Here is a 24010-nt window from a genome sequence, read left to right on the forward strand (position 1 = left end):
ACCCGCCGAAGCGGGTTTTTTCATGCAGCCGATCTTCAGCCTTTTACAACCACCGAACCCAACTGGAACCCGGCATGCTGCACCAGCTCCAGCAGCGGTTGCGGGTACACCCCCAGGAGGAAGGCGAGGGCGGCGATGGCCAGCAGCATCACGCCACCAGTGCGCTGTTCCCACTTGAGCGGGGCATCGGTGCGACGCAGGTTCTTTTCCATCAGGAACAAGGTCACCATCACGCGCAGGTAGTAGAAGACGCCGATGGCGCTACCGATCACCAGCGCACCGGTCAGCCACCACAGTTGCGATTCCACGCCCGTGGCGATGATGTAGAACTTGCCGATGAAACCGGCGGTCAGCGGAATGCCTGCCAGCGACAGCATCATCACGGTCAGCACCGCAGTCAGGTACGGACGGCGCCAGAACAGGCCGCGGTACTCGTACAATGCATCGGCGTCGCGGCCGTTGTACGGCGACGACATCAGGGTGATCACGCCGAACGCACCCAGGCTGGTGATCACGTAGGTCACCAGATAGACGCCGATGGCTTCCAGGGCCAGGCCCTTGCTCGCTACCAACGCGATCAGCAGGTAACCGAAGTGGGCGATGGACGAATAACCCAGCAGGCGCTTGAGGTTGCTCTGGGTCACCGCCAGCAGGTTGCCGATCAGGATCGACGCCACCGCAATCACCGCCAGCACATCGCTGAGCACACCGCTGCTGGCTGCCGGCGACAGCTGGAACAAGCGCACCACCACGGCAAACACCGCGACCTTGCTGGCAGTGGCCAGGAACGCAGCGACAGGCGCCGGGGCGCCTTCGTACACGTCGGGTGTCCACAAGTGGAAGGGCACCAGCGACAGCTTGAACGCCAGGCCCACCAGCATCATCGCCAGGCCCAGTTGCGCCAGCGCACTCGGCACGCCGGTGGCGGCCAGGGCCAGGCCGATGCCCGAGAAGCTCAGGCTGCCGGCATCGGCGTACAGCAGCGCCATGCCGAACAGCAGGAACGCCGAGCCTGCGGCCGACAGCACCATGTACTTGATGCCGCCTTCCAGCGAGCGCTTGTTGAAGAAGGCGTAGGCAATCAGTCCGTACGTGGGTACCGAGAGCAGTTCCAGGCCGATGAACAAGCCGGCCAGGTGCTGCGCGCAAACCAGTACCAGGCCACCCAGCGCGGCCATCAGAATCAGCAGGTAAAGCTCTTCACGGTTGCCGGGATAGCCGGTGGCGCCATCACCCAGGTAGGCGTGTGCCAGGGTCACGCAGGCCAGCGTGGCCACCAGGATCAGCGCCATGTACAGCGCGGCGAAGTTGTCGACCTGCAGCAACGGCGTCACGGTCATGGGCGTCAGCTTGAGCACCGGCAAAATCGACAGCAGCGCCAGGTTCAAGCCCGCACACGAGAGCAGGAAGGTTTGCGAATGGTTGCGCCGCCAGGCGATCGCCAGCATCACCGCAACGACGGTGACGGTAGTGATCAGCAGCGGCGCAAGCGCAATAAAGTGTTGAATCGTCAGGTCCATAGCGCTCTTACCGGGCCGAAGCGAGTTGAGTGAAGGCGGTGCCGAACCACTGCTGCACACCGGTCATGGTGGCGGCGGAGGTGTCGAGGAAAGGCTGCGGGTAGACGCCAAGCAGAATCAGCAGGCCCGCAAGGCCCAGCACCATGATCAGTTCGCGGTTGTCCATGCCGGCCAGTACCGCGTCCGACTTGGAGGGGCCGAAGTAGGCTCGGTGAATCATGATCAGCGAGTACACCGAACCGAACACCAGCCCGGAGGTGGCGATGGCGGTGATCCACGGGGCGACGGTGAAGCTGCCCAGCAGGATCAGGAACTCACCGACGAAGTTGCCCGTGCCCGGCAGGCCCAGCGAGGCAGCGGCAAAGAACAGGCTGATGGCCGGCAGGTAGGCAATGCGCGACCATAGCCCGCCCATTTCACGCATGTCGCGGGTGTGCAGGCGCTCGTACAACTGGCCGCTGAGGATGAACAGCGCCGCTGCCGACAAGCCGTGGGCGAGCATCTGGATCACCGCGCCCTGCAGGGCCTGCTGGGTGCCGGAGTAGATACCGATCAGCACGAAGCCCATGTGGGAGACGCTGGAGAAGGCGATCAGGCGCTTGATGTCGCTCTGCGCGAACGCCAGGAAGGCGCCGTAGAAGATGCCCACCAGACCGAGGGTCATGGCGATCGGTGCGAACTCTGCCGAGGCATTGGGGAACAGCGGCAGGGCGAAACGCAGGATACCGTAGGCGGCGGTTTTCAGCAGGATACCGGCCAGGTCCACGGAACCTGCGGTAGGCGCCTGGGCGTGAGCATCGGGCAGCCAGGAGTGGAACGGCACCACCGGCAGCTTCACCGCGAAGGCGATGAAGAAGCCGAGCATTAGCAGGTATTCGACATGTTCCGGCAACTGCGCCTTGAGCAGGTCGCTGTAGTTGAACGTCATCACACCGGTGTTGCTGTAGTTGAACAGCACCAGGCCCAGGATCGCCACCAGCATGATCAGGCCGCTGGCCTGAGTGAAGATGAAGAACTTGGTGGCGGCGTAGATCCGGGTCTTCTTGCCATCCGAGGAACTGTGACCCCAGAGCGCGATGAGGAAATACATCGGCACCAGCATCATTTCCCAGAAGAAGAAGAACAGAAACAGGTCCAGCGCCAGGAACACACCGACCACACCGCCCAGAATCCACATCAGGTTGAGGTGGAAGAAGCCGACGTGGCGCTGGATCTCTTTCCACGAGCACAGTACCGAGAGGATACCCAGCAGGCCGGTGAGCAGGATCATCAGCAGCGACAGGCCATCCAGCGCCAGGTGCACGCTGATGCCGAAGCGCTGGATCCAGTTGAGCTTGAACTCGTAGGCCCAGACAGGTTCCGCGCCGGGTGCAGGCGCCAGTGTGTAGTCGCCATTGGCCCACAGCCAGAGGCCGAGCGCGAGTTCCAGGGACATGGTCAGCAATGCGATCCAGCGGGGCAGAGTAGCGCTGCTGCGCTCCGCTACCCAGCACAGAAGGCCGCCGATGAAGGGGATCAGGATCAGCCAGGGCAAAATCATGACGGGCTCGTTTCCTTTCGCAAAGTCACAGGATTCATATCAGACCGCCGCCAGCACGACGGCGCCGAGCACCAGCACGGCGCCAGCGGCCATCGAAGCGGCATACCAGCGCAACTGACCGGTCTCGGTACGGCTCATGGCGTTGTTGCCGCCCTTGGCCGTACGCGGGATCAAGCCAATCACCTGGTCAACCGGGTCCTTGCGCAACAGGTGGCTGATCAGCAGGTAGGGTTTGACGAACAGCTTGTCGTAGATCCAGTCGAAGCCCCAGGCGGCGAACCACCAGGCCGACAGCATCCGGCCGATGCCACTGTTGGCCACGGCCGTGGCAACGCGGCGCTTGCCGAGGAACAGCATGGCTGCCAGCAGGATACCGGCCAGGGCAATGGCGCCCGAGGCGATCTCCAGGCTGTGCTTGGCCTCGCCGCCGGCATGACCGACGCTCTGCGGCAGCACGCCCGCCAATGGCGGATGGATCCAGGCACCGATGAAGGTCGACAGCACGATCAGCACGCCCAACGGCAGCCAGTGGGCAACGCCGTGGCCGGCGTGCGCTTCGGTCTTGGCTTCGCCATGGAAGGTGATGAAGATCAGGCGGAAGGTGTACAGCGAGGTCATGAACGCACCGACCAGGCCGGCGTACAGCAAGCCGTTGTTGCCGCTGGCGAAGGCTTCCCAGAGGATCTCGTCCTTGGAATAGAAGCCGGCCGTCAGCAACGGCAGGGCCGCGAGGGCAGAGCCGCCGACGATGAAGCTGGCGTAGGCCAACGGCAGCTTCTTCCACAGCCCACCCATCTTGAAGATGTTCTGCTCGTGATGACAGGCGACGATCACCGCACCCGAGGCGAGGAACAGCAGCGCCTTGAAGAAGGCATGGGTCATCAGATGGAAGATCGCGCCGTCCCAGGCACCGACGCCCAGGGCCAGGAACATGTAGCCGATCTGGCTCATGGTCGAGTAGGCCAGGATACGCTTGATGTCGGTCTGCACCAGCGCGGCGAAGCCGGCCAGGACCAGCGTGACACCACCGATCACACCGACCAGATGCAGGATGTCCGGGGCCAGGGCGAACAGCCCGTGGGTCCGGGCGATCAGGTAGACACCAGCGGTTACCATGGTGGCGGCGTGGATCAGTGCCGATACCGGGGTAGGACCGGCCATGGCGTCTGCCAGCCAGGTCTGCAGGGGCAGTTGCGCGGACTTGCCGACGGCACCGCCGAGCAGCATCAACGTGGCCAGCACGATCCAGAAGTCACCGACCTTGAAATGTTCCGGCGCCCGCACCAGCAGTTCCTGGATATTCAGCGTGCCTAGTTGCTGGAACAGGATGAACAGGCCGATGGCCATGAACACGTCGCCGATACGGGTCACGATGAACGCCTTGAGCGCTGCGTTGCCGTTGTTGCGATTGCCATAGTAGAAACCGATCAAGAGGTACGAGCACAGGCCCACGCCTTCCCAACCGAAGTAGATGAACAGCAGGTTGTCGCCCAGGATCAGGAACAGCATGCTGGCGATGAACAGGTTGGTGTAGGCGAAGAAGCGCGAGTAGCCTTCTTCACCGCGCATGTACCAGGAGGCGAACAGGTGGATCAGGAAACCCACGCCTACCACTACGCCGAGCATTGTGATCGACAGGCCGTCCAGGTACAGGGTGAAGTTGGGTTCGAACCCGTCCACCGCCATCCAGCGCCACAGCAGTTGGGTGTACACGCCACCCTCGGGCGGCGCGACGTTGAACTGCCAGATAACGTAGGCGGCAACCACCGCCGACAGGCCGATGGAGCCGACGCCGATCAGCGCCGAGAGGTTTTCCGAGAAGCGCCCGCGCGAGAACGACAGCAGCAGGAAGCCGATCAGCGGGAATACGAAGGTCAGAAAGATCAGGTTCATCCGCGCATCTCACTGGCAGCGTCGATGTCGAGCGTGTGGAAGCGGCGATACAGCTGCATCAGGATCGCCAGGCCAATGGAGGCCTCGGCCGCGGCCAGGGTGATCACCAGGATGAACATGATCTGTCCATCGGGCTGGCCCCAGCGTGCGCCCGCCACGATGAACGCCAGGGCAGAGGCGTTCATCATGATTTCCAGACTCATCAACACGAAAAGAATGTTACGGCGGACCATCAGGCCGACCAGACCAAGGGTGAACAGGATGCCGGCGACAGCCAGGCCATGCTCGAGAGGGATAGCGGGCATCTGTTTACTCCTTTTCCGTACGGCCGAGATGGAACGCCGTCACGGCTGCAGCCAGCAGCAGCATCGACGCCAGTTCAACCACCAGCAGGTAGGGGCCGAACAGACTGATGCCGACCGCCTTGGCATCGACCGTGGTCTGGCCGATACCGGCAGCGCTGGGGTTGGCGAACAGCACGTACAGCAATTCGAGCAGCAACAAGGCGCCGAGGAATACCGGGCCAGCCCAGATACCCGGCTTGAGCCACACGCGTTCCTGCTGCACCGAGGCCGGGCCCAGGTTGAGCATCATCACCACGAAGACGAACAGCACCATGATGGCGCCGGCGTAGGCGATCACTTCGAGCACGCCGGCGAACGGCGCACCCAGGGCGAAGAAGGTCATCGCCACGGCGATCAACGAGATGATCAGATAGAGCAGGGCGTGTACGGGGTTGGTATTGGTGATCACCCTGAGGGTGGACACCACCGCGATACCCGACGCGAAATAGAAAGCGAATTCCATCTTTCTTCCTTAAGGGAGCAAGCTCTTCACGTTGATCGGCTGGGCTTCGTTCTGCGCGGCGCCCTTGGGCTTGCCGGCTACGGCCATGCCGGCTACGCGGTAGAAGTTGTAGTCAGGGTTCTTGCCGGGGCCGGAGATCAGCAGATCTTCCTTTTCGTAGACCAGATCCTGACGCTTGAACTCGGCCATCTCGAAGTCCGGCGTGAGCTGGATCGCGGTCGTCGGGCAGGCTTCCTCGCACAGGCCACAGAAAATGCAGCGCGAGAAGTTGATCCGGAAGAAGTCCGGGTACCAGCGACCGTCCTCGGTTTCTGCCTTCTGCAACGAGATGCAACCTACCGGGCAGGCCACGGCGCACAGGTTGCAGGCCACGCAGCGTTCCTCGCCGTCGGGGTCGCGGGTCAATACGATGCGGCCGCGATAGCGCGGCGGCAGGTACACCGCCTCCTCGGGGTATTGCAGGGTGTCGCGCTTACGGAAACCGTGGCCGAACACCATGATCAGGCTGCGCAGCTGCGTGCCCGTTCCTTTTACGATGTCACCGATATATTTGAACATGGGTCAATTCCTCACTGAACCGTGCCGGCGGGCGTGTTCAACAACACGATCGCGGCGGTCACCAGCATGTTGATCAGGGTCAGTGGCAGGCAGAACTTCCAGCTGAAATCCATTACCTGGTCGTAGCGAGGGCGCGGGATGGAGGCGCGCAGCAATACGAACAGCATGATGAAGAACGCGGTTTTCAGTGCGAACCAGACGAACGACAGTTGCGGCAGAATTCCGAACGGACCGTGCCAGCCGCCGAAGAACAGCGTCACCAGCAAGGCCGAGATCAGGATGATGCCGATGTATTCACCGACGAAGAACATGCCCCATTTCATGCCGGCGTATTCGATGTGGTAGCCGTCGGCCAGTTCCTGTTCCGCTTCCGGCTGGTCGAACGGATGACGGTGAGTCACCGCCACGCCGGCGACGAAGAAGGTACAGAAGCCGAAGAACTGCGGAATGATGAACCACAGGTTCTGCGCCTGGTACTCGACGATGTCGCGCATGTTGAAGGAACCGGCCTGGATCACGATGCCCATCAGCGACAGGCCCATGAACACTTCGTACGACACCGTCTGCGCGGAGGCCCGCAAGCTGCCCAGCAGGGCGTACTTGTTGTTGCTGGCCCAGCCGGCGAACAGCACGGCATACACCGACAGACCGGCCATGGCGAAGAAGAACAGCAGCCCGATGTTCAGGTCCGCAACACCCCAGGTGGGGGTGATCGGAATGATCGCGAAGGCGATCAGCAAGGCACTCATGGCCACCACCGGCGCCAGGGTGAAGATCACCTTGTCGACGAAGGGCGGGTTCCAGTCTTCCTTGAAGAACATCTTCAGCATGTCGGCGGCAATCTGGAACATGCCGAACGGACCGACCCGGTTCGGGCCGTAGCGATCCTGCCACCAGCCCAGCAGGCGACGCTCGACGAAGCTGAGCAACGCGCCGCAGACGACCACCGCCAGCATGATGACCAGGGCCTTGACCACACCGATGATGATGTCGATCACTTCAGGGGTGAACCAGGTCATTGTGCTGCCTCCTGCAGGCCTTCGACGGATGCGCCGGCAAACGCCGGCGGGATGCCCGCCAGGCCAGCGGGCAGACCCACCAGGCCTGCGCCCAGTTCTTCACTGATGCGCAGCGGCAGGCGCAAGGCCCGGCCGGCGACGGTGAGGCTCAGCAGCGCGCCATCGTTGACGCCCAGACGATCGGCCTCGGATTTGGCCAACGCGACGTAGGGAGCCGGAATCCGCTCCTGCACCGGTGCGGAGCGGGAAGAGTTTTCTTCGCTGCCGAACAGGTGATAGAACGGCACTGCCTGCCAGGTGCCGCGAGCGGGCGAGAAGGCCGCCGGCACGCTGGCGAACCAGCCCAGGCCGTCGCCCTGGCTTTCGATCAGACGTGTGCCTGGGTCACCGGCACGCAAATGGCCGCCCACTTCGTCCTGGAACTTGTTCCAGGCCTGTGGCGAGTTCCAGCCTGGCGACCAGGCGAAGGGCACCTGCTGGCGCGGCTCGACCGAGCCCGAGTAGCCTTCCATGGAGAACGAGAAGGCGGTGTCGGTATCCTGCGATGTGCGTGGCTCGTGCACGCTGATGTTGGCGCGCATGGCGGTACGGCCGCTGTAGCGCAACGGTTCGCGGGCCAGTTTCAGGCCTTTGATGCGGAACGAGGCCGACGGCGCGGCGTCGACGATGCGGGCCAGTTGCGCGGTCCTGTTGGCCACTGCAGCGGTCACGTGGTCGAGTTGGGTCCAGTCCACCGGCTGGTTCAGCAGCGTGCTGCGCAGCGCGTGCAGCCAGCGCCAACCTTCGTGGATCAGAATGCTGGAATCCAGGTAGACCGGATCGAACACCTGGAAGAACCGCTGTGCGCGGCCTTCCTGGCTGACCAGGGTGCCATCGCCTTCGGCGAAGCTGGCCGCCGGCAAGACCAGATGGGCGCGCTCGACGGTGCGGGTGTGCTGGTGATCGGCAACGATGACCACCTTGGCAGCGTTCAGCGCGGCGTCCACCTTGGCGGCATCGACACGGGTGTACAGGTCGTTTTCCAGGATCACCAGTGCGTCGGCGTGGCCATCGATCACGGCTTGCAGCGCGTTGTCGACCGAGTCGCCGCCGAGCATCGCCAGGCCCATGCTGTTGGCTTCCGGCACGATCAGGCTGAGCGAGCCGGCCTTGTCGCGACCCTTCAAGGCCTTGGCGATGTTGCCTGCGGCTTCGATCAGGGCGTTGCAACCCAGCGAAGTGCCGCTGACGATCAGCGGACGCTTGGCGGCCACCAGGGCATCGGCGATACGCTGCGCCAGCTCCAGTGCTTCGCTGTCCAGACCGGCCACGGCCGGTGCGCTGGCATCGATCGCGTGGGCCACGGCGAAGCCGATACGTGCCAGATCTTCCGGCGCGGCGTGGACGCATTCCTCGGCGACGTCGTCGAGCTTGGTGTCGCTCAGGCTGGCGATGAACAATGGATGCAGCTCATGTTGACCGATGTTCTTCACGGCAGCGTCGAGCCAAGGTTGAACGCGCATGGCCTCGGCCATCGCCTCTGCCTTGCCCTTCACCGATTGACGCAGCGCCAGCGCCATGCGCGCGGCGGTCTGGGTCAAGTCTTCGCCCAACACGAACACCGCGTCGTGGTCTTCGACCTCGCGCAGGCTCGGGATCGGCAACGGGCTGTTCTGCAGCACCTGCAAGGCCAGGCGGATGCGCGACAGCTCGCCGGCTTCGATGCCGCTGTAGAAGTGCTTGGCACCGACCAGTTCCAGCAGGGCGTAGTTGCTTTCCAGGCTGGCCCGTGGCGAGCCGATGCCGACGATGTTGCGGCCGCGCAGCAGCTCGGCAGCCTTGTCCAGCGCCTCGTCGAGGCTCAGCTTGCGGTTGCCTTCGGCCAGCAGCGGTTGCCGTGGGCGGTCGGTGCGGTTGACGTAGCCGTAGCCGAAGCGGCCACGGTCGCACAGGAAATAGTGGTTCACCGAACCGTTGTAGCGGTTCTCGATGCGGCGCAGCTCACCGTAGCGCTCGCCCGGGCTGATGTTGCAACCGCTCGAGCAGCCATGGCAGATGCTCGGGGCAAACTGCATGTCCCACTTGCGGTTATAGCGCTCGGAGTGCGTCTTGTCGGTGAACACACCGGTCGGGCAGACCTCGGTGAGGTTGCCGGAAAACTCGCTTTCCAGGGTGCCGTCCTCGACCCGTCCGAAGTAGACGTTGTCGTGGGCGCCGAACACGCCCAGGTCGGTGCCGCCGGCGTAGTCCTTGTAGAAACGCACGCAGCGATAGCAGGCGATGCAGCGGTTCATCTCATGCGCGATGAACGGGCCCAGTTCCTGATTCTGGTGGGTGCGCTTGCTGAAACGATAGCGACGCTCATTGTGACCGGTCATCACGGTCATGTCTTGCAGATGGCAGTGACCGCCTTCCTCGCAGACCGGGCAGTCGTGCGGGTGGTTGGTCATCAGCCATTCGACGACGCTGGCACGGAATGCCTTGGATTCGTCGTCTTCGATGGAGATCCAGGTGTTGTCGGTGGCAGGGGTCATGCACGACATGACGATACGACCACGGGTGTCGTTCTCGTCGGTGTACTGCTTGACTGCGCACTGGCGGCAGGCGCCGACGCTGCCCAGCGCCGGGTGCCAGCAGAAATACGGGATGTCGAGGCCCAGCGACAGACAGGCCTGCAACAGGTTGTCTGCGCCATCGACCTCGAGCGCTTTGCCGTCTACGTGGATAGTGGCCATGGTTCAAGTTCTTCGTTGGCCCGTTGTCAGCGGGCGTGGCTAATGGAAATCTTGTCGTTCGCCCGGCGCAGCCGGAAAGGGCGCGTCAACGGGCGATACCGGCGGCACGGGCCGCCGGGCGTGCTGTTGGTCAGGCGCCGGCCATGGTGGGTGTGGCCACCTGGGTCAGGCTGCCCGGCGTGACGGGCTTGATGCCCGCCTCGAACTCGGCACGGAAATATTTGATCGCGCTGCCCAAGGGCTCCACGGCGCCGGGCGCGTGCGCACAGAACGTCTTGCCGGGGCCGAGAAAACCGACCAGGCCCAGCAGGGTTTCGATATCCCCCGGCTGGCCGTTGCCGGTCTCGATGGCGCGCAGCAGCTTGACGCTCCACGGCAGGCCGTCGCGGCAAGGGGTACAGAAGCCACAGGACTCGCGCGAAAAGAACTCTTCCATGTTGCGCAGCAGCGAGACCATGTTGACGCTGTCGTCCACGGCCATGGCCAGGCCGGTGCCCATGCGGGTACCGACCTTGCCGATGCCGCCGGCGTACATCTGCGCGTCGAGGTGCTCGGGCAGCAGGAAACCGGTACCGGCGCCGCCTGGCTGCCAGCACTTGAGCGTGAAACCGTCGCGCATGCCGCCGGCATAGTCTTCGAACAACTCGCGGGCGGTGATGCCGAACGGCAGTTCCCACAGGCCGGGGTTCTTGACCTTGCCGGAGAAGCCCATCAGCTTGGTGCCGTGGTCTTCACTGCCCGGCATGGCCAGCGCCTTGTACCAGTCGATGCCGTTGCCGACGATGGCCGGCACGTTGCACAGGGTTTCGACGTTGTTCACGCAAGTCGGCTTGCCCCACACGCCCACGGCGGCGGGGAAGGGCGGCTTGGACCGCGGGTTGGCGCGGCGGCCTTCCAGCGAGTTGATCAGCGCGGTTTCTTCACCGCAGATGTAGCGGCCGGCACCGGTGTGCACGAACAGTTCGAAGTCGAAGCCCGAGCCCAGGATGTTCTTGCCCAGCAGGCCGGCGGCTTTCGCTTCCTGTACGGCACGATTCAGGTGCTTGGCAGCGGTGGTGTATTCGCCGCGCAGGAAGATGTAGCCACGGTAGGCCTTCAGCGCGCGCGCGGAAATCAGCATGCCTTCGATCAGCAGATGAGGCTGCTGCTCCATCAGCATGCGGTCCTTCCAGGTGTTGGGCTCCATTTCATCCGCGTTGCACAGCAGGTAGCGGATGTCCATGGATTCGTCTTTGGGCATCAGGCCCCATTTGACGCCGGTGGGGAAGCCCGCACCGCCGCGGCCCTTGAGGCCGGAATCCTTTACCGTCTGCACGATGTCGTCCTGCGACATGTCGGCAAATGCCTTGCGCGCGGCGCTGTAGCCGTCCTTGGCCTGGTACTCGTCGAGCCAGATCGGCTCGCCGTCGTCACGCAGGCGCCAGGTCAGCGGATGGGTTTCAGCGGCGCGGGCAATGGTATTGGCCGGGCCGAACGAGGTGAGCTTCATACGTAGCCCTCCAGCAGTTGGGCCACGCCAGCGGGCTGGACATCGCCAAAGGTATCGTCGTCGATCATCAGCGCCGGGGCCTTGTCGCAGTTGCCCAGGCAGCACACCGGCAGCAGGGTGAAGCGGCCGTCGGCGGTGGTCTGGCCCAAGCCGATGCCCAGCTTGCTCTGGATTTCGCTGACCACCGATTCATGCCCGCCGATGTAGCAGACCATCGAGTCGCAGACGCGAATGATGTGGCGGCCCACCGGCTGGCGGAAAATCTGGCTATAAAAGGTGGCCACGCCTTCGACGTCGCTGGCCGGAATGCCGAGCAGTTCGCCGATCGCGTACAGCGCGCCATCAGGCACCCAGCCGCGTTCCTTCTGGACGATCTTGAGGGCTTCGATGGACGCCGCGCGCGGGTCCTCGTAGTGGTGCAGCTCGTGCTCGATGGCCGAGCGCTCGGTTTCGCTCAGGGCGAAACGGTCTGTCTGGATGAGCGTGCTGTTCATGCTTAACGGTCCACGTCGGCCATAACGAAATCGATGCTACCCAGGTACGCGATCAAGTCCGCGACCATGCTGCCCCTGATCACCGAAGGGATCTGTTGCAGGTGCGGGTAGCTTGGGGTGCGTATGCGGGTACGGTAGCTCATGGTGCCGCCGTCGCTCGTCAGGTAATAGCTGTTGATGCCCTTGGTCGCTTCGATCATCTGGAAGGATTCGTTGGCCGGCATCACCGGGCCCCACGAAACCTGCAGGAAGTGCGTGATCAAGGTTTCGATGTGCTGCAGCGTGCGCTCCTTGGGCGGCGGCGTGGTCAGCGGGTGATCCGCCTTGTACGGGCCTTCGGGCATGTTGCGCATGCATTGGTCGATAATGCGGATGCTCTGGCGCATCTCTTCGACGCGGACCATGCAGCGGTCATAGGCATCGCCGTTGTGCGCGAGCGGCACTTCGAACTCGAAGTTCTCGTAGCCCGAATACGGACGCGCCTTGCGCAAGTCGAAATCGCAGCCGGTTGAACGCAGGCCGGCACCGGTGACGCCCCACTCCAGGGCTTCCTTGGTGTTGTAGGCGGCGACACCGATGGTACGGCCCTTGAGGATGCTGTTCTGCAATGCAGCCTTGGTGTATTCGTCGAGGCGCTTGGGCAGCCATTCGACGAAGTCCTTGACCAGCTTCTCCCAGCCGCGCGGCAGGTCGTGAGCCACGCCACCGATGCGGTACCAGGCCGGGTGCAGGCGGAAACCGGTGATGGCTTCGATCACCGTGTAGGCCTTCTGGCGGTCGGTGAAGGTGAAGAACACCGGGGTCATGGCGCCGACGTCCTGGATGTAGGTACCCAGGAACAGCAGGTGGCTGGTGATGCGGAAGAACTCGGCCATCATGATGCGGATGGTGTCGACCTTCTGAGGCACCTTGATGCCGGCCAGCTTCTCGACGGCCAGCACGTAGGGCAGGTTGTTCATCACCCCGCCCAGGTAGTCGATGCGGTCGGTGTAGGGGATGAAGCTGTGCCACGACTGGCGCTCGGCCATTTTCTCGGCACCACGGTGGTGGTAGCCGATGTCGGGCACGCAGTCGACGATCTCTTCGCCGTCCAGCTGCAGGATGATGCGGAATGCACCGTGCGCGGAAGGGTGGTTGGGGCCCAGGTTGAGGAACATGTAGTCCTCGTTGGTCCCGGAGCGTTTCATGCCCCAGTCCTCGGGCTTGAAGCGCGCCGCTTCCTCTTCCAGCTGCTGCTTGGCCAGGGTCAGGCTGTAGGGGTCGAACTCGGTCGCGCGCGCCGGGTAGTCCTTGCGCAGTGGGTGACCTTCCCAGGTCGGCGGCATCATGATGCGCGACAGGTGAGGGTGACCGGCGAAGTCGATGCCGAACATGTCCCAGACTTCACGCTCGTACCAGTTGGCGTTGGGCCAGATACCGGTGATGGTCGGCAGGTTCAGGTCGCCTTCGTTCAAGGCCACCTTGAGCATGACGTCGCTGTTACGCTCGACCGACAGCAGGTGGTAGAACACCGTGAAGTCGCCCGCGCCAGGGATGGCGCGGCGATGGGTGCGCAGGCGCTCGTCCACGCCGTGCAGGTCGTAGAGCATGCTGTACGGCTTGGACACGTTGCGCAGGAACGTGAGGATCTCGACCAGCTTGGCACGGGCCACCCACAGCACCGGCATGCCGGTACGGGTTTCCTGGGCGAGGAACGCCTCGGGGCCAAAGCGCTGGTTCAGTTCGACGACCACATCTTGGTCGTCAGCCTTGTAGGGCGGGATATACAGAGCGGTGTCCGCTGTTGTCATGGTCTCGGTCGCTATCGGTCAACTACGGTGTGAAGCCAGGGGTTCTCGGCCTGCATCGGCAGGCGTGACAAACGCTGGATCAGACTTCGTCGGGGCTGCGCAGGTGGGTTACCGCAATACGCTGTTCGCGGCGCTGTTCCTTCTGCGACGGCATCTCGGCGCGGTAGACGCCTTGATCACCGACGACCCAGGACAACGGGCGACGCTCCTGGCCAATCGACTCCTGCAACAGCATCAGGCCTTGCAGGAATGCTTCAGGGCGCGGCGGGCAGCCAGGCACGTAGACGTCCACGGGGAGGAACTTGTCGACCCCCTGGACCACCGAGTAGATGTCGTACATGCCACCGGAGTTGGCGCACGAACCCATGGAGATGACCCACTTGGGCTCGAGCATCTGCTCGTAGAGGCGCTGGATGATCGGCGCCATCTTGATGAAGCAGGTGCCGGCGATGACCATGAAGTCGGCCTGACGCGGCGAGGCCCGAATGACTTCGGCGCCGAAGCGGGCGATGTCATGGGGTGCCGTGAAGGCCGTGGTCATTTCCACGTAGCAGCACGAAAGACCGAAGTTGTACGGCCACAGGGAGTTCTTGCGACCCCAGTTGACCGCGCCGCTGAGGACGTCTTCGAGTTTGCCCATGAAGATGTTCTTGTGAACCTGATCTTCTAGGGGGTCGGAAACAGTTTCCCTGGTGCCGATGGGATACTGCTCGTTGGGAGCATCGGGGTCGATCCGGGTGAGATTGTATTGCATTGCCAAAGCCTCATTGTTTCAGCTTCGCCTGCCGCTTGCGACGAGCTTCCGGTGCCCAGTCAAGGGCGCCCACTCGGAACAGGTAGACAAGACCTGCCAACAGAATTGCTATGAAAACGAGAGCTTCGACGAATCCGGTCCAGCCGCTTTCGCGGACGGACACAGACCAGGCAAAGAGAAAAAGGGCTTCGATATCGAAGATCACGAACAGCATCGCGACCAGATAGAATTTGGCGGAAAGGCGCAGACGGGCGCTGCCGACCGGCAGCATGCCGGATTCGAAAGGTTCGTTCTTGCTGCGTCCGAAGGCTTTGCTGCCCAGCAGGCTGGAGAGCCCGAGCATGAACGCACACAGACCGGCAACACCGAGAAGGAAGATGGCAAAGCCCCAGTTGTGGGCGATGAGTCCTGTCGAATCGGGCATGCTGGTTTCCTTGGCAGGGGCCGGGGCCTCTGGGTTGAATGAAGTGTCGCAGTGACGATATGTCGCAGCAGAATCAATCGCGATGATTTTATGGGTAAAAGCCGGGCAAGTAAATTTCGGATCGCAAATTAATTCGTATCATTACGCACATAGGCTTATTCAATGTAGCTCACTGAGAGGATTTAGGTGGGTGAAACACGAAAATATCAAGCAGGCCAAGCTTTTACCGTGAGTACGTGAATATCTTAATGATAACTAATATCATTTAGCGTCTTGGATTGACCGTGCAAGTTGGCTCAATTAACTGTGCGCAGTGTTTTACCCGCTTATTCGGTTGCCGGCATTGCGCTGGATCAATCGGACGCATAAAAAAGCCGCCGGCAACTGCATGCGGCGGCTTTGGATTCAACACCCATCCCTGTGGAAGCGACGATGACCCTGTGGGAGCGGGTTCTACCCGCGAAGGCCATGCTGCGGTCTGGCGGGTACACCGCGCCGAGTTCTTCGCGGGCAGAGCCCGCTCCCACAAGGAGCGACGGTGACCCTGTGAGAGCGGGTTCTATCCGCGAAGGCCATACTGCGGTCTGGCGGGTACACCGCGCCGAGTTCTTCGCGGGCAGAGCCCACTCCCACAGTTACCTCGCCGCACAGGCATTTTGACCCACAGACGCTGCTCCCTCGCGAGAGCAGCTTGCCTGGGGGATCAGTGGAACTGCTCTTCCTCGGTCGAGCCGGTCAGGGCGGTGACCGACGAAGCGCCGCCCTGGATCACGGTGGTCATGTCGTCGAAGTACCCGGTACCCACTTCCTGCTGGTGGGCGACGAAGGTGTAGCCCTTTTCGGCATCGGCGAATTCCTGCTCCTGCAGCTTCACATAGGCCGTCATGTCGTTGCGCGCGTAGTCGTGCGCCAGGCTGAACATGCCATGCCACATGTTGTGGATCCCGGCGAGGGTGATGAACTGATGCTTGTAGCCCATTGCCGACAGCTCGCGCTGGAATTTGGCGATGGTTGCGTCGTCCAGGTTCTTCTTCCAGTTGAAGGAAGGCGAGCAGTTATAGGAAAGCAGCTGGTCCGGGTACTCGCGCTTGATGGCCTCGGCGAAGCGACGCGCCTCATCGAGGTCCGGCTTGGCGGTTTCGCACCAGATGAGATCGGCATAGGGCGCGTAGGCCAGGCCGCGGGCGATTGCCTGATCGAGGCCGGCACGTACCTTGTAGAAGCCTTCGGGTGTGCGGGTGCCGGTCACGAACGGCTGGTCGTAAGGGTCGCAGTCCGACGTCAGCAGGTCCGCTGCGTTCGCATCGGTGCGCGCCAGGATGATCGTCGGCACACCAGCGACATCGGCGGCCAGGCGCGCAGCGGTGAGTTTCTGAACGGCTTCCTGGGTCGGCACCAATACCTTGCCGCCCATGTGCCCGCATTTCTTCACCGAGGCCAACTGGTCCTCGAAGTGAACGCCGGCGGCGCCCGCTTCGATCATGTTCTTCATCAGTTCATAGGCATTGAGCACGCCGCCGAAGCCGGCTTCGGCATCGGCCACGATTGGCGCGAAGTAGTCGATATAGCCTTGGTCGCCCGGATTCTTGCCAGCCTTCCATTGGATCTGGTCGGCACGTCGGAACGAGTTGTTGATGCGCTTGACTACGGTCGGCACCGAGTCCACCGGGTACAGCGACTGGTCGGGGTACATCGATTCGGCCGAGTTGTTGTCTGCTGCAACCTGCCAGCCGGACAGGTAGATGGCCTGGATGCCGGCCTTGACCTGCTGCACGGCTTGGCCGCCGGTAAGTGCGCCCATGCAGTTGACGAAATCTTTGTCGGGGCGGAATGAAGGCTTGGCGCCCTGGGTCACCAGGTCCCACAGTTTTTCTGCGCCCAGGCGGGCCAGCGTGTGTTCGGGTTGGACCGAGCCGCGCAGGCGCACCACATCGGCGGGCGAGTAGTTGCGCGTCACACCTTTCCAGCGCGGATTTTCGGACCAGTCTTTTGCAAGGGCCGCTTCTTGTTGTTCGCGTGTCAGTGCCATGGAGATAAACCTCGTGCATAGGTTCGATGATGGGGTTGCTGCGCCAGGCGCTGCTTGTGCCGAACTGCCGGTCGGCCTTCACCGTGCGGTGCGTTTGCCAGCGTGGCAAAGGCGCGGATCAGTGAAGGCGAGGCCATCATGCCCCATGGATTTTCTGCACGTCAAACGTTTTGTAGTGAAATCTACGAAGCACTACATAAAGGCCGATTTCGCGACTGTGGAGTCAGTTTTCGAGGCTGCGGTCGCTGATTCGCGACAGGGGTGGCGCTGTCGTGCCTCAGGCTCAGTCAAGGGTGTCGACCTTTACTCGAACGGTAGTGTCGTTACGCCCCTGGGTGCTGTATTGCCGGGCGATGCCCTGTTGGTTGATGCTCGAATGCTCGTTCATGCCGGCCACCGTGATCCACTCGCCGAGCCGGCCGCTGAGGGTCGATTGCGTACTTTGCACGTTGACCACGTCGGCCCTTTCCTGGCTCAGTCGGTCGTTGTTTGTAGCGATTTTGAGGTGCACTACATCACCGGTCAGGCTGGCTGTCACGTAGAAACCCTGGGTGACATCGCGGTACTCGGTCTGCGCTTGCAGGCGACCGTAGGCGTCGGTGCCTGCAGTGGTCAGGGGTACGCTTTGGCCGATCTGGATGAGTGCCGGGCTGCCTTCGCTGGCCTGAACCTGCTGCACTCCGCCGCTGCGGTTGTCGGTGCCGTACTGGATGATGCGCGTGCTGCCACCGCCGTTGACGCGATAGCCGCGCTGGTTGGCGGTGTTGCTGTCGCTGGTGTCGACACTGATCAGCAGCCGTCGCGCCGGCTTGTCCAATTGCTCGAGCAATGCAGTGAGCTCGTCCAGCTTGTCGGGCTCGGCGTTGACCACCAGTTGGTTGCCATAGGCCGCGACGGTGCCTTCACGGCCCACCAGTTGTTGGGCGATGGGGAGGATATCGGCACTGGTGCGATAGTGAAGGGGCATGACCTGGGTAGCCGCTTGGGCACTGGGCATCAGGCACAACAGCAGGCTGGCGAGCAGAAGGTGCAGCGGCATGTCCGTGATCTCCGCATTGGATGTGCGGACAAGTATGGCATGCGCGCTGAATGTACAGGATGCAGCGTATCAGCCGAACCACGTCGCCGCTTTCGCGGTCGCTGACCGCCCAAAGGCGGATGCGAGCCTCCGTAGGAGCGGTCAGCGGCCGCGAAAGGGTCCCCGCAGTCCAGCAGGCGTATCACCATGCGCCGTTCGCGGCCGACGGTCACGCTCACACGTGGTCAGCTTGGACTGCGAACCATGTCCACATGGGGCAGGCCGGCTTCGAGAAACTCACCGCTGACGACGCGAAAGCCATGGTGTTCGTAGAACGCCGTGGCATGCACCTGAGCGCTGAGTTTCTGCTCGTGCAGGCCCAGTGCATTGGCATGGGCGATGACCGCTTGCAGCAACTTGTCGCCCACCCTCAGGCCGCGCCAGTCCTTGAGCACGGACACCCGGCCGATTTCACCGTCGGCGAGCAGGCGGGCAGTGCCCACCGCATAGTCGCCTTCGACAGCCAGGAAATGCACCGCGCTCAGATCGTCCTCGTCCCATTCCAGCTCGGCCGGAATCGCCTGCTCGGCGATGAACACCGCCTCGCGAATGCGCCGGATGTCGCGATTGTCCTTGTGCCAGTCAGCCACGCGCACGCCAATGCTATTCATCGATGGCGAACCCCAGGCTCCCTTGCTTCACCAGCTCGCAGAGCAGCGCGCGACCCTGTTCGTCGTGCATCCAGGGGCCCAGGTTGTCGATGTGCAAGGCGTCGGCCGCGCAGATCAGCTTCAACAGATCGCGCAGTTCGCCGGGCAACAAGCGGCTTTGGCCACTGGCGAACAACAACAGGTCTGCGTCGACTTCCGACCAGGCCAGGCGGGCGCTCGGGTTACGCACCAGCAGCGCACCCTGTTCCAGTTCGGCAAGCAGATCGGCCTCGGCCATGTCTTCGCCGGCGACCAGCTCCGGATAGCGCGGCTCGGTCATGAACTGGCCAAACCAGGTCAGCAACAGGCGCTCGTCGCTCATGTGCTCGGCCAGCAGGCGCTTGAGCCGATCCAGGGCGTCGTGCTGGATCTGGTGCGGGTCGGCCGCAGGCACGGCATCGGCGTCGCTGTAGCGCTCTTCGTCCGGCAGGAACTGGCTGAGGAAGTCGGTGAAGTGAGTCAGCACTTCGGCAGCGCTCGGTGCACGGAAACCGACCGAATAGGTCATGCAATCGTCCACGGCAACGCCGCAATGGGCCAGGCGCGGCGGCAGATAGAGCATGTCGCCGGGCTCCAGGGTCCACTCTTCGCTCTGCTGGAAGTCGGCCAGGATGCGCAGATCCGGATGATCGAGCAGCGGGCTCTGCGAATCGCACATCTGCCCGACCTTCCAGTTGCGCTTGCCCAGGCCCTGCAGCAGAAACACATCGTAGTTGTCGAAGTGCGGGCCCACACCACCGCCTGGTGCGGCAAAGCTGATCATGACGTCATCGATGCGCCAGCTGGGCAGGAAGCGGAAGTGCTCGAGCAGCTCGGCGACTTCCGGAACGAACTGGTCAACAGCCTGGACCAGCAGGGTCCACTCGGTTTCAGGCAGCTTGCTGAATTCATCCTCGGCAAAGGGCCCACGGCGCATTTCCCACGGCTGGGCGCCGTGTTCGATGACGATCCGCGACTCGACTTCTTCCTCGAGCGCCAGGCCGGCGAGTTCATCGGCGCTCAGCGGATTTTCGAAATCGGTGAAGGCCTGGCGTACCAGCAGGGGTTTCTTCTGCCAGTAGTCGCGCAGGAATTCAGCGGCAGTCAGGCCGCCCAGTATTTGAAGTGGGGTATTAGCTTTCATGTGTAACCTGCTGAATTATATTGCTTTTATAACTGGAATAAAAACGCCCGGCGAGGCCGGGCGTCAAAGCGTCGGTAGCGAATGTCAGACGCGCTTGGCCTGCGCTGCTGCATTGCCTATGTAATTCGCCGGGGTCAGTTGTTTGAGTTCGGCCTTGGCTTCTTCAGGCATGTCCAGCCCGTCGATGAAGGTCTGCAGAGCTTGTGGGCCGATGCCCTTGCCGCGGGTCAGTTCCTTGAGCTTCTCGTACGGATTCTCGATGTCGTAGCGGCGCATGACCGTCTGAATGGGCTCGGCCAGCACTTCCCAGCAAGCGTCCAGATCTTCAGCTATTTTCTGAGTATTGATCTCTAACTTGCTGATTCCCTTGAGACTTGCTTCGTAGGCGATCACGCTGTGGGCGAAACCGACACCGAGGTTGCGCAGCACGGTGGAGTCGGTCAAATCGCGCTGCCAGCGCGAGATCGGCAGCTTGCTGGCCAGGTGCTGGAACAGCGCGTTGGCGATACCCAGGTTGCCTTCGGAGTTCTCGAAGTCGATCGGATTGACCTTGTGCGGCATCGTCGAGGAACCGATTTCGCCAGCGATGGTGCGCTGCTTGAAATAGCCCAGGGAGATGTAGCCCCAGATATCACGATCGAAATCGATGAGGATGGTGTTGAAGCGGGCGATCGCGTCGAACAGCTCGGCAATGTAGTCATGCGGCTCGATCTGCGTGGTGTAGGGATTGAAGCCCAGGCCCAGTTCGTCTTCGATGAAGGCGCGGGCATTGGCTTCCCAGTCGATCTGCGGGTAGGCCGACAGGTGCGCGTTGTAGTTGCCCACCGCGCCGTTGATCTTGCCCAGCAGGGGCACGGCTGCCACCTGCGCGATCTGCCGCTCCAGGCGGTACACCACGTTCGCCAGCTCCTTGCCCAGGGTCGTCGGCGAAGCCGGCTGGCCATGGGTGCGCGACAGCATCGGCACGTCGGCGAAGCGATGGGCCAGCTCGCGGATCGACCCGGCGATCTGGCGCATCAGCGGCAGCATCACATCGTCGCGGCCTTCGCGCAGCATCAGCGCGTGGGACAGGTTGTTGATGTCCTCGCTGGTGCAGGCGAAATGGATGAACTCGCTGACCTTGGCCAGTTCCGGCAGCTTGGCCGCCTGCTCCTTGAGCAGGTACTCGATGGCCTTGACGTCGTGGTTGGTGGTGCGCTCGATTTCCTTGACGCGCTCGGCGTGCTCCAGGGCGAAATCACTGGCAAGCACATCCAGTACGGCGTTGGCCTCTGCCGAGAAAGCCGGTACTTCGGCGATTTGCGGGTGCGCGGCCAGGCGCTGCAACCAGCGCACCTCGACCAGGGCGCGGAAGCGAATCAGGCCGTACTCGCTGAAAATGGTGCGAAGGGCCTGGGTTTTGCCGGCGTAGCGGCCGTCTACAGGGGAAACCGCAGTGAGCGAAGAAAGCTGCATGGGTATTCTCGGACAGTCGGGCTTTGAAAAGGGCGCGAATTATACATGAAAAAAGCCGGTTGGGCGGCCCGGGCCAACCCTCCGGTCGTTCATCCGCGCATCAGGGGGTACAGCTCTCGCAACAGCTTGCGGCGGCTGATCACCAGCTGCCAGCGATGCCCGCCCAATTGTCGCCACAGGCGTGCGGCACGGATGCCGGCCAGCAGCAGGGCACGAATCTTGGAAGCGTTGTTGGGCTGCTGCAGGTGGCGCGTATCGCCATGCACCTGGATGCGTTGGCGCAGCGTGCTCAGGGTGTCCTGGTACAGCGCACCAGTGGCGGCGATGACGTTCTCATGGCCCTGGCCGAAGTGCTCGACCTGGTTCTGGATCTGCGGAATGCGCTTGCCGATGATCTCCAGCATCTCGCCGCGCTTGGCCAGCTGCCGCTCCAGGCCCAGCATCGACAGCGCGTAGCGCAGCGGCTCGCGCTGCAGGCTGCCGGGGTCTCGCTCCAGCGCGCTGGACAGCGCGCCATAACCTTCGCGCAGATGACTGTCGTCGCCACCGAACACTTCAAGCGTGTTCTGCGGATCGACCACCAGCAGGCTGCCCAGCAGGCAGGCGACGTCAGCCTCGGCGGCGGAACCGGTCTTGGCGATACGGTCGACCAGCACCGCCGCCTGGAACACCGCGCCCAAGGCTACCAATTGTTCCTGCAGGTTGTTCATGGCTGGCTCCAGGGCTCGGCGACTTCGATGACGCCGCCACCCAGGCAGATTTCGCCGTCGTAGAACACCACCGACTGACCTGGGGTGACAGCCCGTTGCGGCTCGTCGAATACCGCGCGATAGCCCTCGGCAGTGCGTTCCAGGGTGCATGCCTGGTCGCTTTGACGATAGCGGACCTTGGCTGTCAGGCGGCGCGGCTCGGCCAGGTCCACCGGGTTCACCCAGTAGATTTCCGAAGCGAGCAGGGCGCCGGAAAACAGCAGCGGATGCTCGTTGCCCTGGCCCACGATCAATTCGTTGGCGACCAGGTCCTTGGCCAGCACGTACCACGGGTCGTCACCGGCGTCCTTGAGGCCGCCGATACCCAGCCCCTGGCGCTGGCCGATGGTGTGGTACATCAAGCCGTGGTGCCGGCCGATGACCTCGCCGCTGGTGGTCTTGATCTCGCCTGGCTGCGCTGGCAGGTACTGCTTGAGAAAGTCGCTGAAGCGGCGTTCGCCGATGAAGCAGATACCGGTGGAATCCTTTTTCTTGGCGGTCGCCAGGCCGTGCATTTCCGCGATGGCGCGCACTTCGGGCTTTTCCAGTTCGCCTACGGGAAACAGCGTGCGAGCGATCTGCTCACCGCCGACGGCGTGCAGGAAGTAGCTCTGGTCCTTGTTCGGGTCCAGGCCCTTGAGCAGTTGCGTCTGCCCGTCGCTGTCGCGGCGACGCACGTAGTGGCCGGTGGCAATCAGGTCGGCGCCCAGCATCAGTGCGTAGTCCAGGAACGCCTTGAACTTGATCTCGCGGTTGCACAGGATGTCCGGGTTTGGCGTACGGCCGGCCTTGTACTCCTCGAGGAAGTGCTCGAAGACGTTGTCCCAGTATTCAGCCGCGAAGTTGGCGGTGTGCAGCTTGATGCCCAGCTTGTCGCAAACGGCCTGGGCATCCGCCAGGTCCTCGCGCGCCGTGCAGTAGTCAGTTCCGTCGTCTTCCTCCCAGTTCTTCATGAACAGGCCTTCCACGTGGTAGCCCTGCTCCATCAGCAGAAGGGCGGACACGGACGAGTCGACGCCGCCGGACATGCCGACGATGACGCGCTGTTTTGCGCAGTGGCGGGGAGCTGGCTCACGCATGGGATTCGATGGGGTCTCTGAAAAGGACGCGATTCTAACAGGGTAAGCTGCAAAACGCTCAGGTGCGAATCAGCTCCAGGCTGTGCAGCGGTCCGTTCAGGTAGTCGTCCAGGCATTGCATGACCAGCTCGCTGCGCAGTCGATGGCCCTGTGCGGCCAGCTCGTCGCGGTTCAGCCAGGTGGTACCGCTGATGTCTGGATCCAGCTCGCGCTCGGGGTTCAGGTGCAAGGGGCGGGCACTGAAGCAGATGCGCTGGTAGGTCACGCCGTTGCTGGGTGCCGTGTACAGGTAGATGCCGACCACGCCGGTCAGCTCGACGTCCCAGGCGGTTTCTTCGAGGGTCTCGCGCAGGGCGGCCTGCATGAGGTTTTCGTCAGGCTCGAGATGGCCGGCAGGCTGGTTGAGCACCAAACGTCCGCCTTTCATTTCCTCGACGAACAGAAAACGCCCGCTGTCCTCGATGATAGTGGCGACAGTGATATGCGGTTGCCAGGTCATGATGGAATCTCCCATTGATGGACCCCTCGTAGGAGCGGTCCGTGGCCGCGAACCAGGCGCCGCGGTGCATCGGTCGATTCGCGTCGCCCTTTTCGCAGCCGATGACTGCTCCTACGGGAGCATGCGATCTTCCGTAGGAGCGGTCCGTGGCCGCGAACCCGGCACCGCGGTGCATCGGTCGATTCGCGTTGCCCTTTTCGCGGCCGATGACCGCTCCTACGGGTGCATGCGATCTTCCGTAGGAGCGGTCAGTGGCCGCGAACCCGGCACCGCGGTGCATCGTTCGATTCGCGTTGCCCTTTTCGGGGCCGATGACCGCTCCTACGGGCGCATGCGATCTTCCGTA

21 protein-coding genes are annotated in these 24010 nt (G+C 62.8%); all 21 read right to left on the minus strand.

What is annotated here, in order from left to right:
• Window positions 1–35: 35 nt before the first annotated feature.
• Window positions 36–1520, minus strand: coding sequence for an NADH-quinone oxidoreductase subunit NuoN (nuoN, locus tag H7993_RS01525; protein ID WP_122477733.1), 1485 nt, complete (start codon window positions 1518–1520; stop codon window positions 36–38).
• A 7-nt stretch (window positions 1521–1527) separates the two neighbouring features.
• Complete coding sequence (gene nuoM, locus H7993_RS01530) at window positions 1528–3060, minus strand: NADH-quinone oxidoreductase subunit M (RefSeq protein ID WP_185793200.1); 1533 nt, start codon at window positions 3058–3060, stop codon at window positions 1528–1530.
• A gap of 39 nt (window positions 3061–3099) precedes the next feature.
• Window positions 3100–4953 carry an NADH-quinone oxidoreductase subunit L gene (nuoL, locus tag H7993_RS01535; RefSeq protein WP_185793201.1) on the minus strand — a complete coding sequence of 618 codons (1854 nt, stop codon included), beginning with the start codon at window positions 4951–4953 and terminating at the stop codon, window positions 3100–3102.
• Window positions 4950–5258 carry an NADH-quinone oxidoreductase subunit NuoK gene (gene nuoK / locus H7993_RS01540; protein WP_043190115.1) on the minus strand — a complete coding sequence of 103 codons (309 nt, stop codon included), beginning with the start codon at window positions 5256–5258 and terminating at the stop codon, window positions 4950–4952. Before nuoK ends, nuoL begins: the two co-directional genes overlap by 4 nt.
• Window positions 5259–5262: 4 nt before the next feature.
• A complete protein-coding gene (gene nuoJ, locus H7993_RS01545; protein WP_049860090.1) occupies window positions 5263–5760 on the minus strand; it encodes an NADH-quinone oxidoreductase subunit J in 498 nt (165 codons plus the stop codon).
• Between the two features lie 9 nt (window positions 5761–5769).
• A complete protein-coding gene (nuoI, locus tag H7993_RS01550) occupies window positions 5770–6318 on the minus strand; it encodes an NADH-quinone oxidoreductase subunit NuoI (RefSeq protein ID WP_122477739.1) in 549 nt (182 codons plus the stop codon).
• Window positions 6319–6329: 11 nt separating this feature from the next.
• A complete protein-coding gene (gene nuoH / locus H7993_RS01555) occupies window positions 6330–7337 on the minus strand; it encodes an NADH-quinone oxidoreductase subunit NuoH (RefSeq protein ID WP_122477741.1) in 1008 nt (335 codons plus the stop codon).
• Window positions 7334–10051 carry an NADH-quinone oxidoreductase subunit NuoG gene (gene nuoG / locus H7993_RS01560; protein ID WP_185793202.1) on the minus strand — a complete coding sequence of 906 codons (2718 nt, stop codon included), beginning with the start codon at window positions 10049–10051 and terminating at the stop codon, window positions 7334–7336. The genes nuoH and nuoG overlap by 4 nt, the downstream gene beginning before the upstream one ends.
• Window positions 10052–10181: 130 nt before the next feature.
• A complete protein-coding gene (gene nuoF, locus H7993_RS01565) occupies window positions 10182–11540 on the minus strand; it encodes an NADH-quinone oxidoreductase subunit NuoF (protein ID WP_122477744.1) in 1359 nt (452 codons plus the stop codon).
• Window positions 11537–12034, minus strand: coding sequence for an NADH-quinone oxidoreductase subunit NuoE (gene nuoE, locus H7993_RS01570; protein WP_122477746.1), 498 nt, complete (start codon window positions 12032–12034; stop codon window positions 11537–11539). The genes nuoF and nuoE overlap by 4 nt, the downstream gene beginning before the upstream one ends.
• Window positions 12035–12036: 2 nt before the next feature.
• Window positions 12037–13824 carry an NADH-quinone oxidoreductase subunit C/D gene (gene nuoC, locus H7993_RS01575; protein WP_185793203.1) on the minus strand — a complete coding sequence of 596 codons (1788 nt, stop codon included), beginning with the start codon at window positions 13822–13824 and terminating at the stop codon, window positions 12037–12039.
• A gap of 79 nt (window positions 13825–13903) precedes the next feature.
• Window positions 13904–14578, minus strand: a complete 675-nt coding sequence (locus H7993_RS01580; protein ID WP_122477749.1) for a NuoB/complex I 20 kDa subunit family protein — start codon at window positions 14576–14578, stop codon at window positions 13904–13906.
• Between the two features lie 10 nt (window positions 14579–14588).
• A complete protein-coding gene (locus H7993_RS01585) occupies window positions 14589–15002 on the minus strand; it encodes an NADH-quinone oxidoreductase subunit A (protein ID WP_043190089.1) in 414 nt (137 codons plus the stop codon).
• Between the two features lie 703 nt (window positions 15003–15705).
• Window positions 15706–17031, minus strand: coding sequence for an isocitrate lyase (aceA, locus tag H7993_RS01590; RefSeq protein WP_122477751.1), 1326 nt, complete (start codon window positions 17029–17031; stop codon window positions 15706–15708).
• A gap of 283 nt (window positions 17032–17314) precedes the next feature.
• Entirely contained in the window at window positions 17315–18070 is a 756-nt protein-coding gene (locus H7993_RS01595) for a secretin N-terminal domain-containing protein (protein ID WP_185793204.1), read from the minus strand.
• A 224-nt stretch (window positions 18071–18294) separates the two neighbouring features.
• Window positions 18295–18720 carry a GNAT family N-acetyltransferase gene (locus H7993_RS01600; protein WP_185793205.1) on the minus strand — a complete coding sequence of 142 codons (426 nt, stop codon included), beginning with the start codon at window positions 18718–18720 and terminating at the stop codon, window positions 18295–18297.
• The gene (locus H7993_RS01605; protein ID WP_122477757.1) at window positions 18713–19882 is read right to left on the minus strand and encodes a ribosomal protein uL16 3-hydroxylase; all 1170 of its coding nucleotides are present in this window, start codon (window positions 19880–19882) and stop codon (window positions 18713–18715) included. The genes H7993_RS01600 and H7993_RS01605 overlap by 8 nt, the downstream gene beginning before the upstream one ends.
• An 84-nt stretch (window positions 19883–19966) precedes the next feature.
• Window positions 19967–21337 carry an adenylosuccinate lyase gene (purB, locus tag H7993_RS01610; RefSeq protein WP_122477758.1) on the minus strand — a complete coding sequence of 457 codons (1371 nt, stop codon included), beginning with the start codon at window positions 21335–21337 and terminating at the stop codon, window positions 19967–19969.
• 89 nt (window positions 21338–21426) lie between these two features.
• Window positions 21427–22047: a high frequency lysogenization protein HflD gene (gene hflD / locus H7993_RS01615; RefSeq protein WP_122477760.1), complete on the minus strand. Its 621-nt coding sequence runs from the start codon at window positions 22045–22047 to the stop codon at window positions 21427–21429.
• Window positions 22044–23165 (minus strand): tRNA 2-thiouridine(34) synthase MnmA, encoded by a 1122-nt coding sequence (gene mnmA / locus H7993_RS01620; protein WP_185793206.1) that lies wholly within the window; start codon window positions 23163–23165, stop codon window positions 22044–22046. Before mnmA ends, hflD begins: the two co-directional genes overlap by 4 nt.
• Window positions 23166–23223: 58 nt before the next feature.
• Window positions 23224–23664: an NUDIX hydrolase gene (locus H7993_RS01625; RefSeq protein ID WP_185793207.1), complete on the minus strand. Its 441-nt coding sequence runs from the start codon at window positions 23662–23664 to the stop codon at window positions 23224–23226.
• Window positions 23665–24010: the final 346 nt, after the last annotated feature.

It is taken from the genome of Pseudomonas baltica (genome assembly GCF_014235765.1).
In the GTDB taxonomy this organism is placed as follows: Bacteria; Pseudomonadota; Gammaproteobacteria; order Pseudomonadales; family Pseudomonadaceae; genus Aquipseudomonas; species Aquipseudomonas baltica.

What these genes read in the sequence shown, in the direction of transcription:
- nuoN (WP_122477733.1), bottom strand. Translation starts at nt 1,520, where the DNA reads ATGGACCTGACGATTCAACACTTTATTGCGCTTGCGCCGCTGCTGATC.
- nuoM (WP_185793200.1), bottom strand. Translation starts at nt 3,060, where the DNA reads ATGATTTTGCCCTGGCTGATCCTGATCCCCTTCATCGGCGGCCTTCTG.
- nuoL (WP_185793201.1), bottom strand. Translation starts at nt 4,953, where the DNA reads ATGAACCTGATCTTTCTGACCTTCGTATTCCCGCTGATCGGCTTCCTG.
- nuoK (WP_043190115.1), bottom strand. Translation starts at nt 5,258, where the DNA reads ATGCCCGCTATCCCTCTCGAGCATGGCCTGGCTGTCGCCGGCATCCTG.
- nuoJ (WP_049860090.1), bottom strand. Translation starts at nt 5,760, where the DNA reads ATGGAATTCGCTTTCTATTTCGCGTCGGGTATCGCGGTGGTGTCCACC.
- nuoI (WP_122477739.1), bottom strand. Translation starts at nt 6,318, where the DNA reads ATGTTCAAATATATCGGTGACATCGTAAAAGGAACGGGCACGCAGCTG.
- nuoH (WP_122477741.1), bottom strand. Translation starts at nt 7,337, where the DNA reads ATGACCTGGTTCACCCCTGAAGTGATCGACATCATCATCGGTGTGGTC.
- nuoG (WP_185793202.1), bottom strand. Translation starts at nt 10,051, where the DNA reads ATGGCCACTATCCACGTAGACGGCAAAGCGCTCGAGGTCGATGGCGCA.
- nuoF (WP_122477744.1), bottom strand. Translation starts at nt 11,540, where the DNA reads ATGAAGCTCACCTCGTTCGGCCCGGCCAATACCATTGCCCGCGCCGCT.
- nuoE (WP_122477746.1), bottom strand. Translation starts at nt 12,034, where the DNA reads ATGAACAGCACGCTCATCCAGACAGACCGTTTCGCCCTGAGCGAAACC.
- nuoC (WP_185793203.1), bottom strand. Translation starts at nt 13,824, where the DNA reads ATGACAACAGCGGACACCGCTCTGTATATCCCGCCCTACAAGGCTGAC.
- H7993_RS01580 (WP_122477749.1), bottom strand. Translation starts at nt 14,578, where the DNA reads ATGCAATACAATCTCACCCGGATCGACCCCGATGCTCCCAACGAGCAG.
- H7993_RS01585 (WP_043190089.1), bottom strand. Translation starts at nt 15,002, where the DNA reads ATGCCCGATTCGACAGGACTCATCGCCCACAACTGGGGCTTTGCCATC.
- aceA (WP_122477751.1), bottom strand. Translation starts at nt 17,031, where the DNA reads ATGGCACTGACACGCGAACAACAAGAAGCGGCCCTTGCAAAAGACTGG.
- H7993_RS01595 (WP_185793204.1), bottom strand. Translation starts at nt 18,070, where the DNA reads ATGCCGCTGCACCTTCTGCTCGCCAGCCTGCTGTTGTGCCTGATGCCC.
- H7993_RS01600 (WP_185793205.1), bottom strand. Translation starts at nt 18,720, where the DNA reads ATGAATAGCATTGGCGTGCGCGTGGCTGACTGGCACAAGGACAATCGC.
- H7993_RS01605 (WP_122477757.1), bottom strand. Translation starts at nt 19,882, where the DNA reads ATGAAAGCTAATACCCCACTTCAAATACTGGGCGGCCTGACTGCCGCT.
- purB (WP_122477758.1), bottom strand. Translation starts at nt 21,337, where the DNA reads ATGCAGCTTTCTTCGCTCACTGCGGTTTCCCCTGTAGACGGCCGCTAC.
- hflD (WP_122477760.1), bottom strand. Translation starts at nt 22,047, where the DNA reads ATGAACAACCTGCAGGAACAATTGGTAGCCTTGGGCGCGGTGTTCCAG.
- mnmA (WP_185793206.1), bottom strand. Translation starts at nt 23,165, where the DNA reads ATGCGTGAGCCAGCTCCCCGCCACTGCGCAAAACAGCGCGTCATCGTC.
- H7993_RS01625 (WP_185793207.1), bottom strand. Translation starts at nt 23,664, where the DNA reads ATGACCTGGCAACCGCATATCACTGTCGCCACTATCATCGAGGACAGC.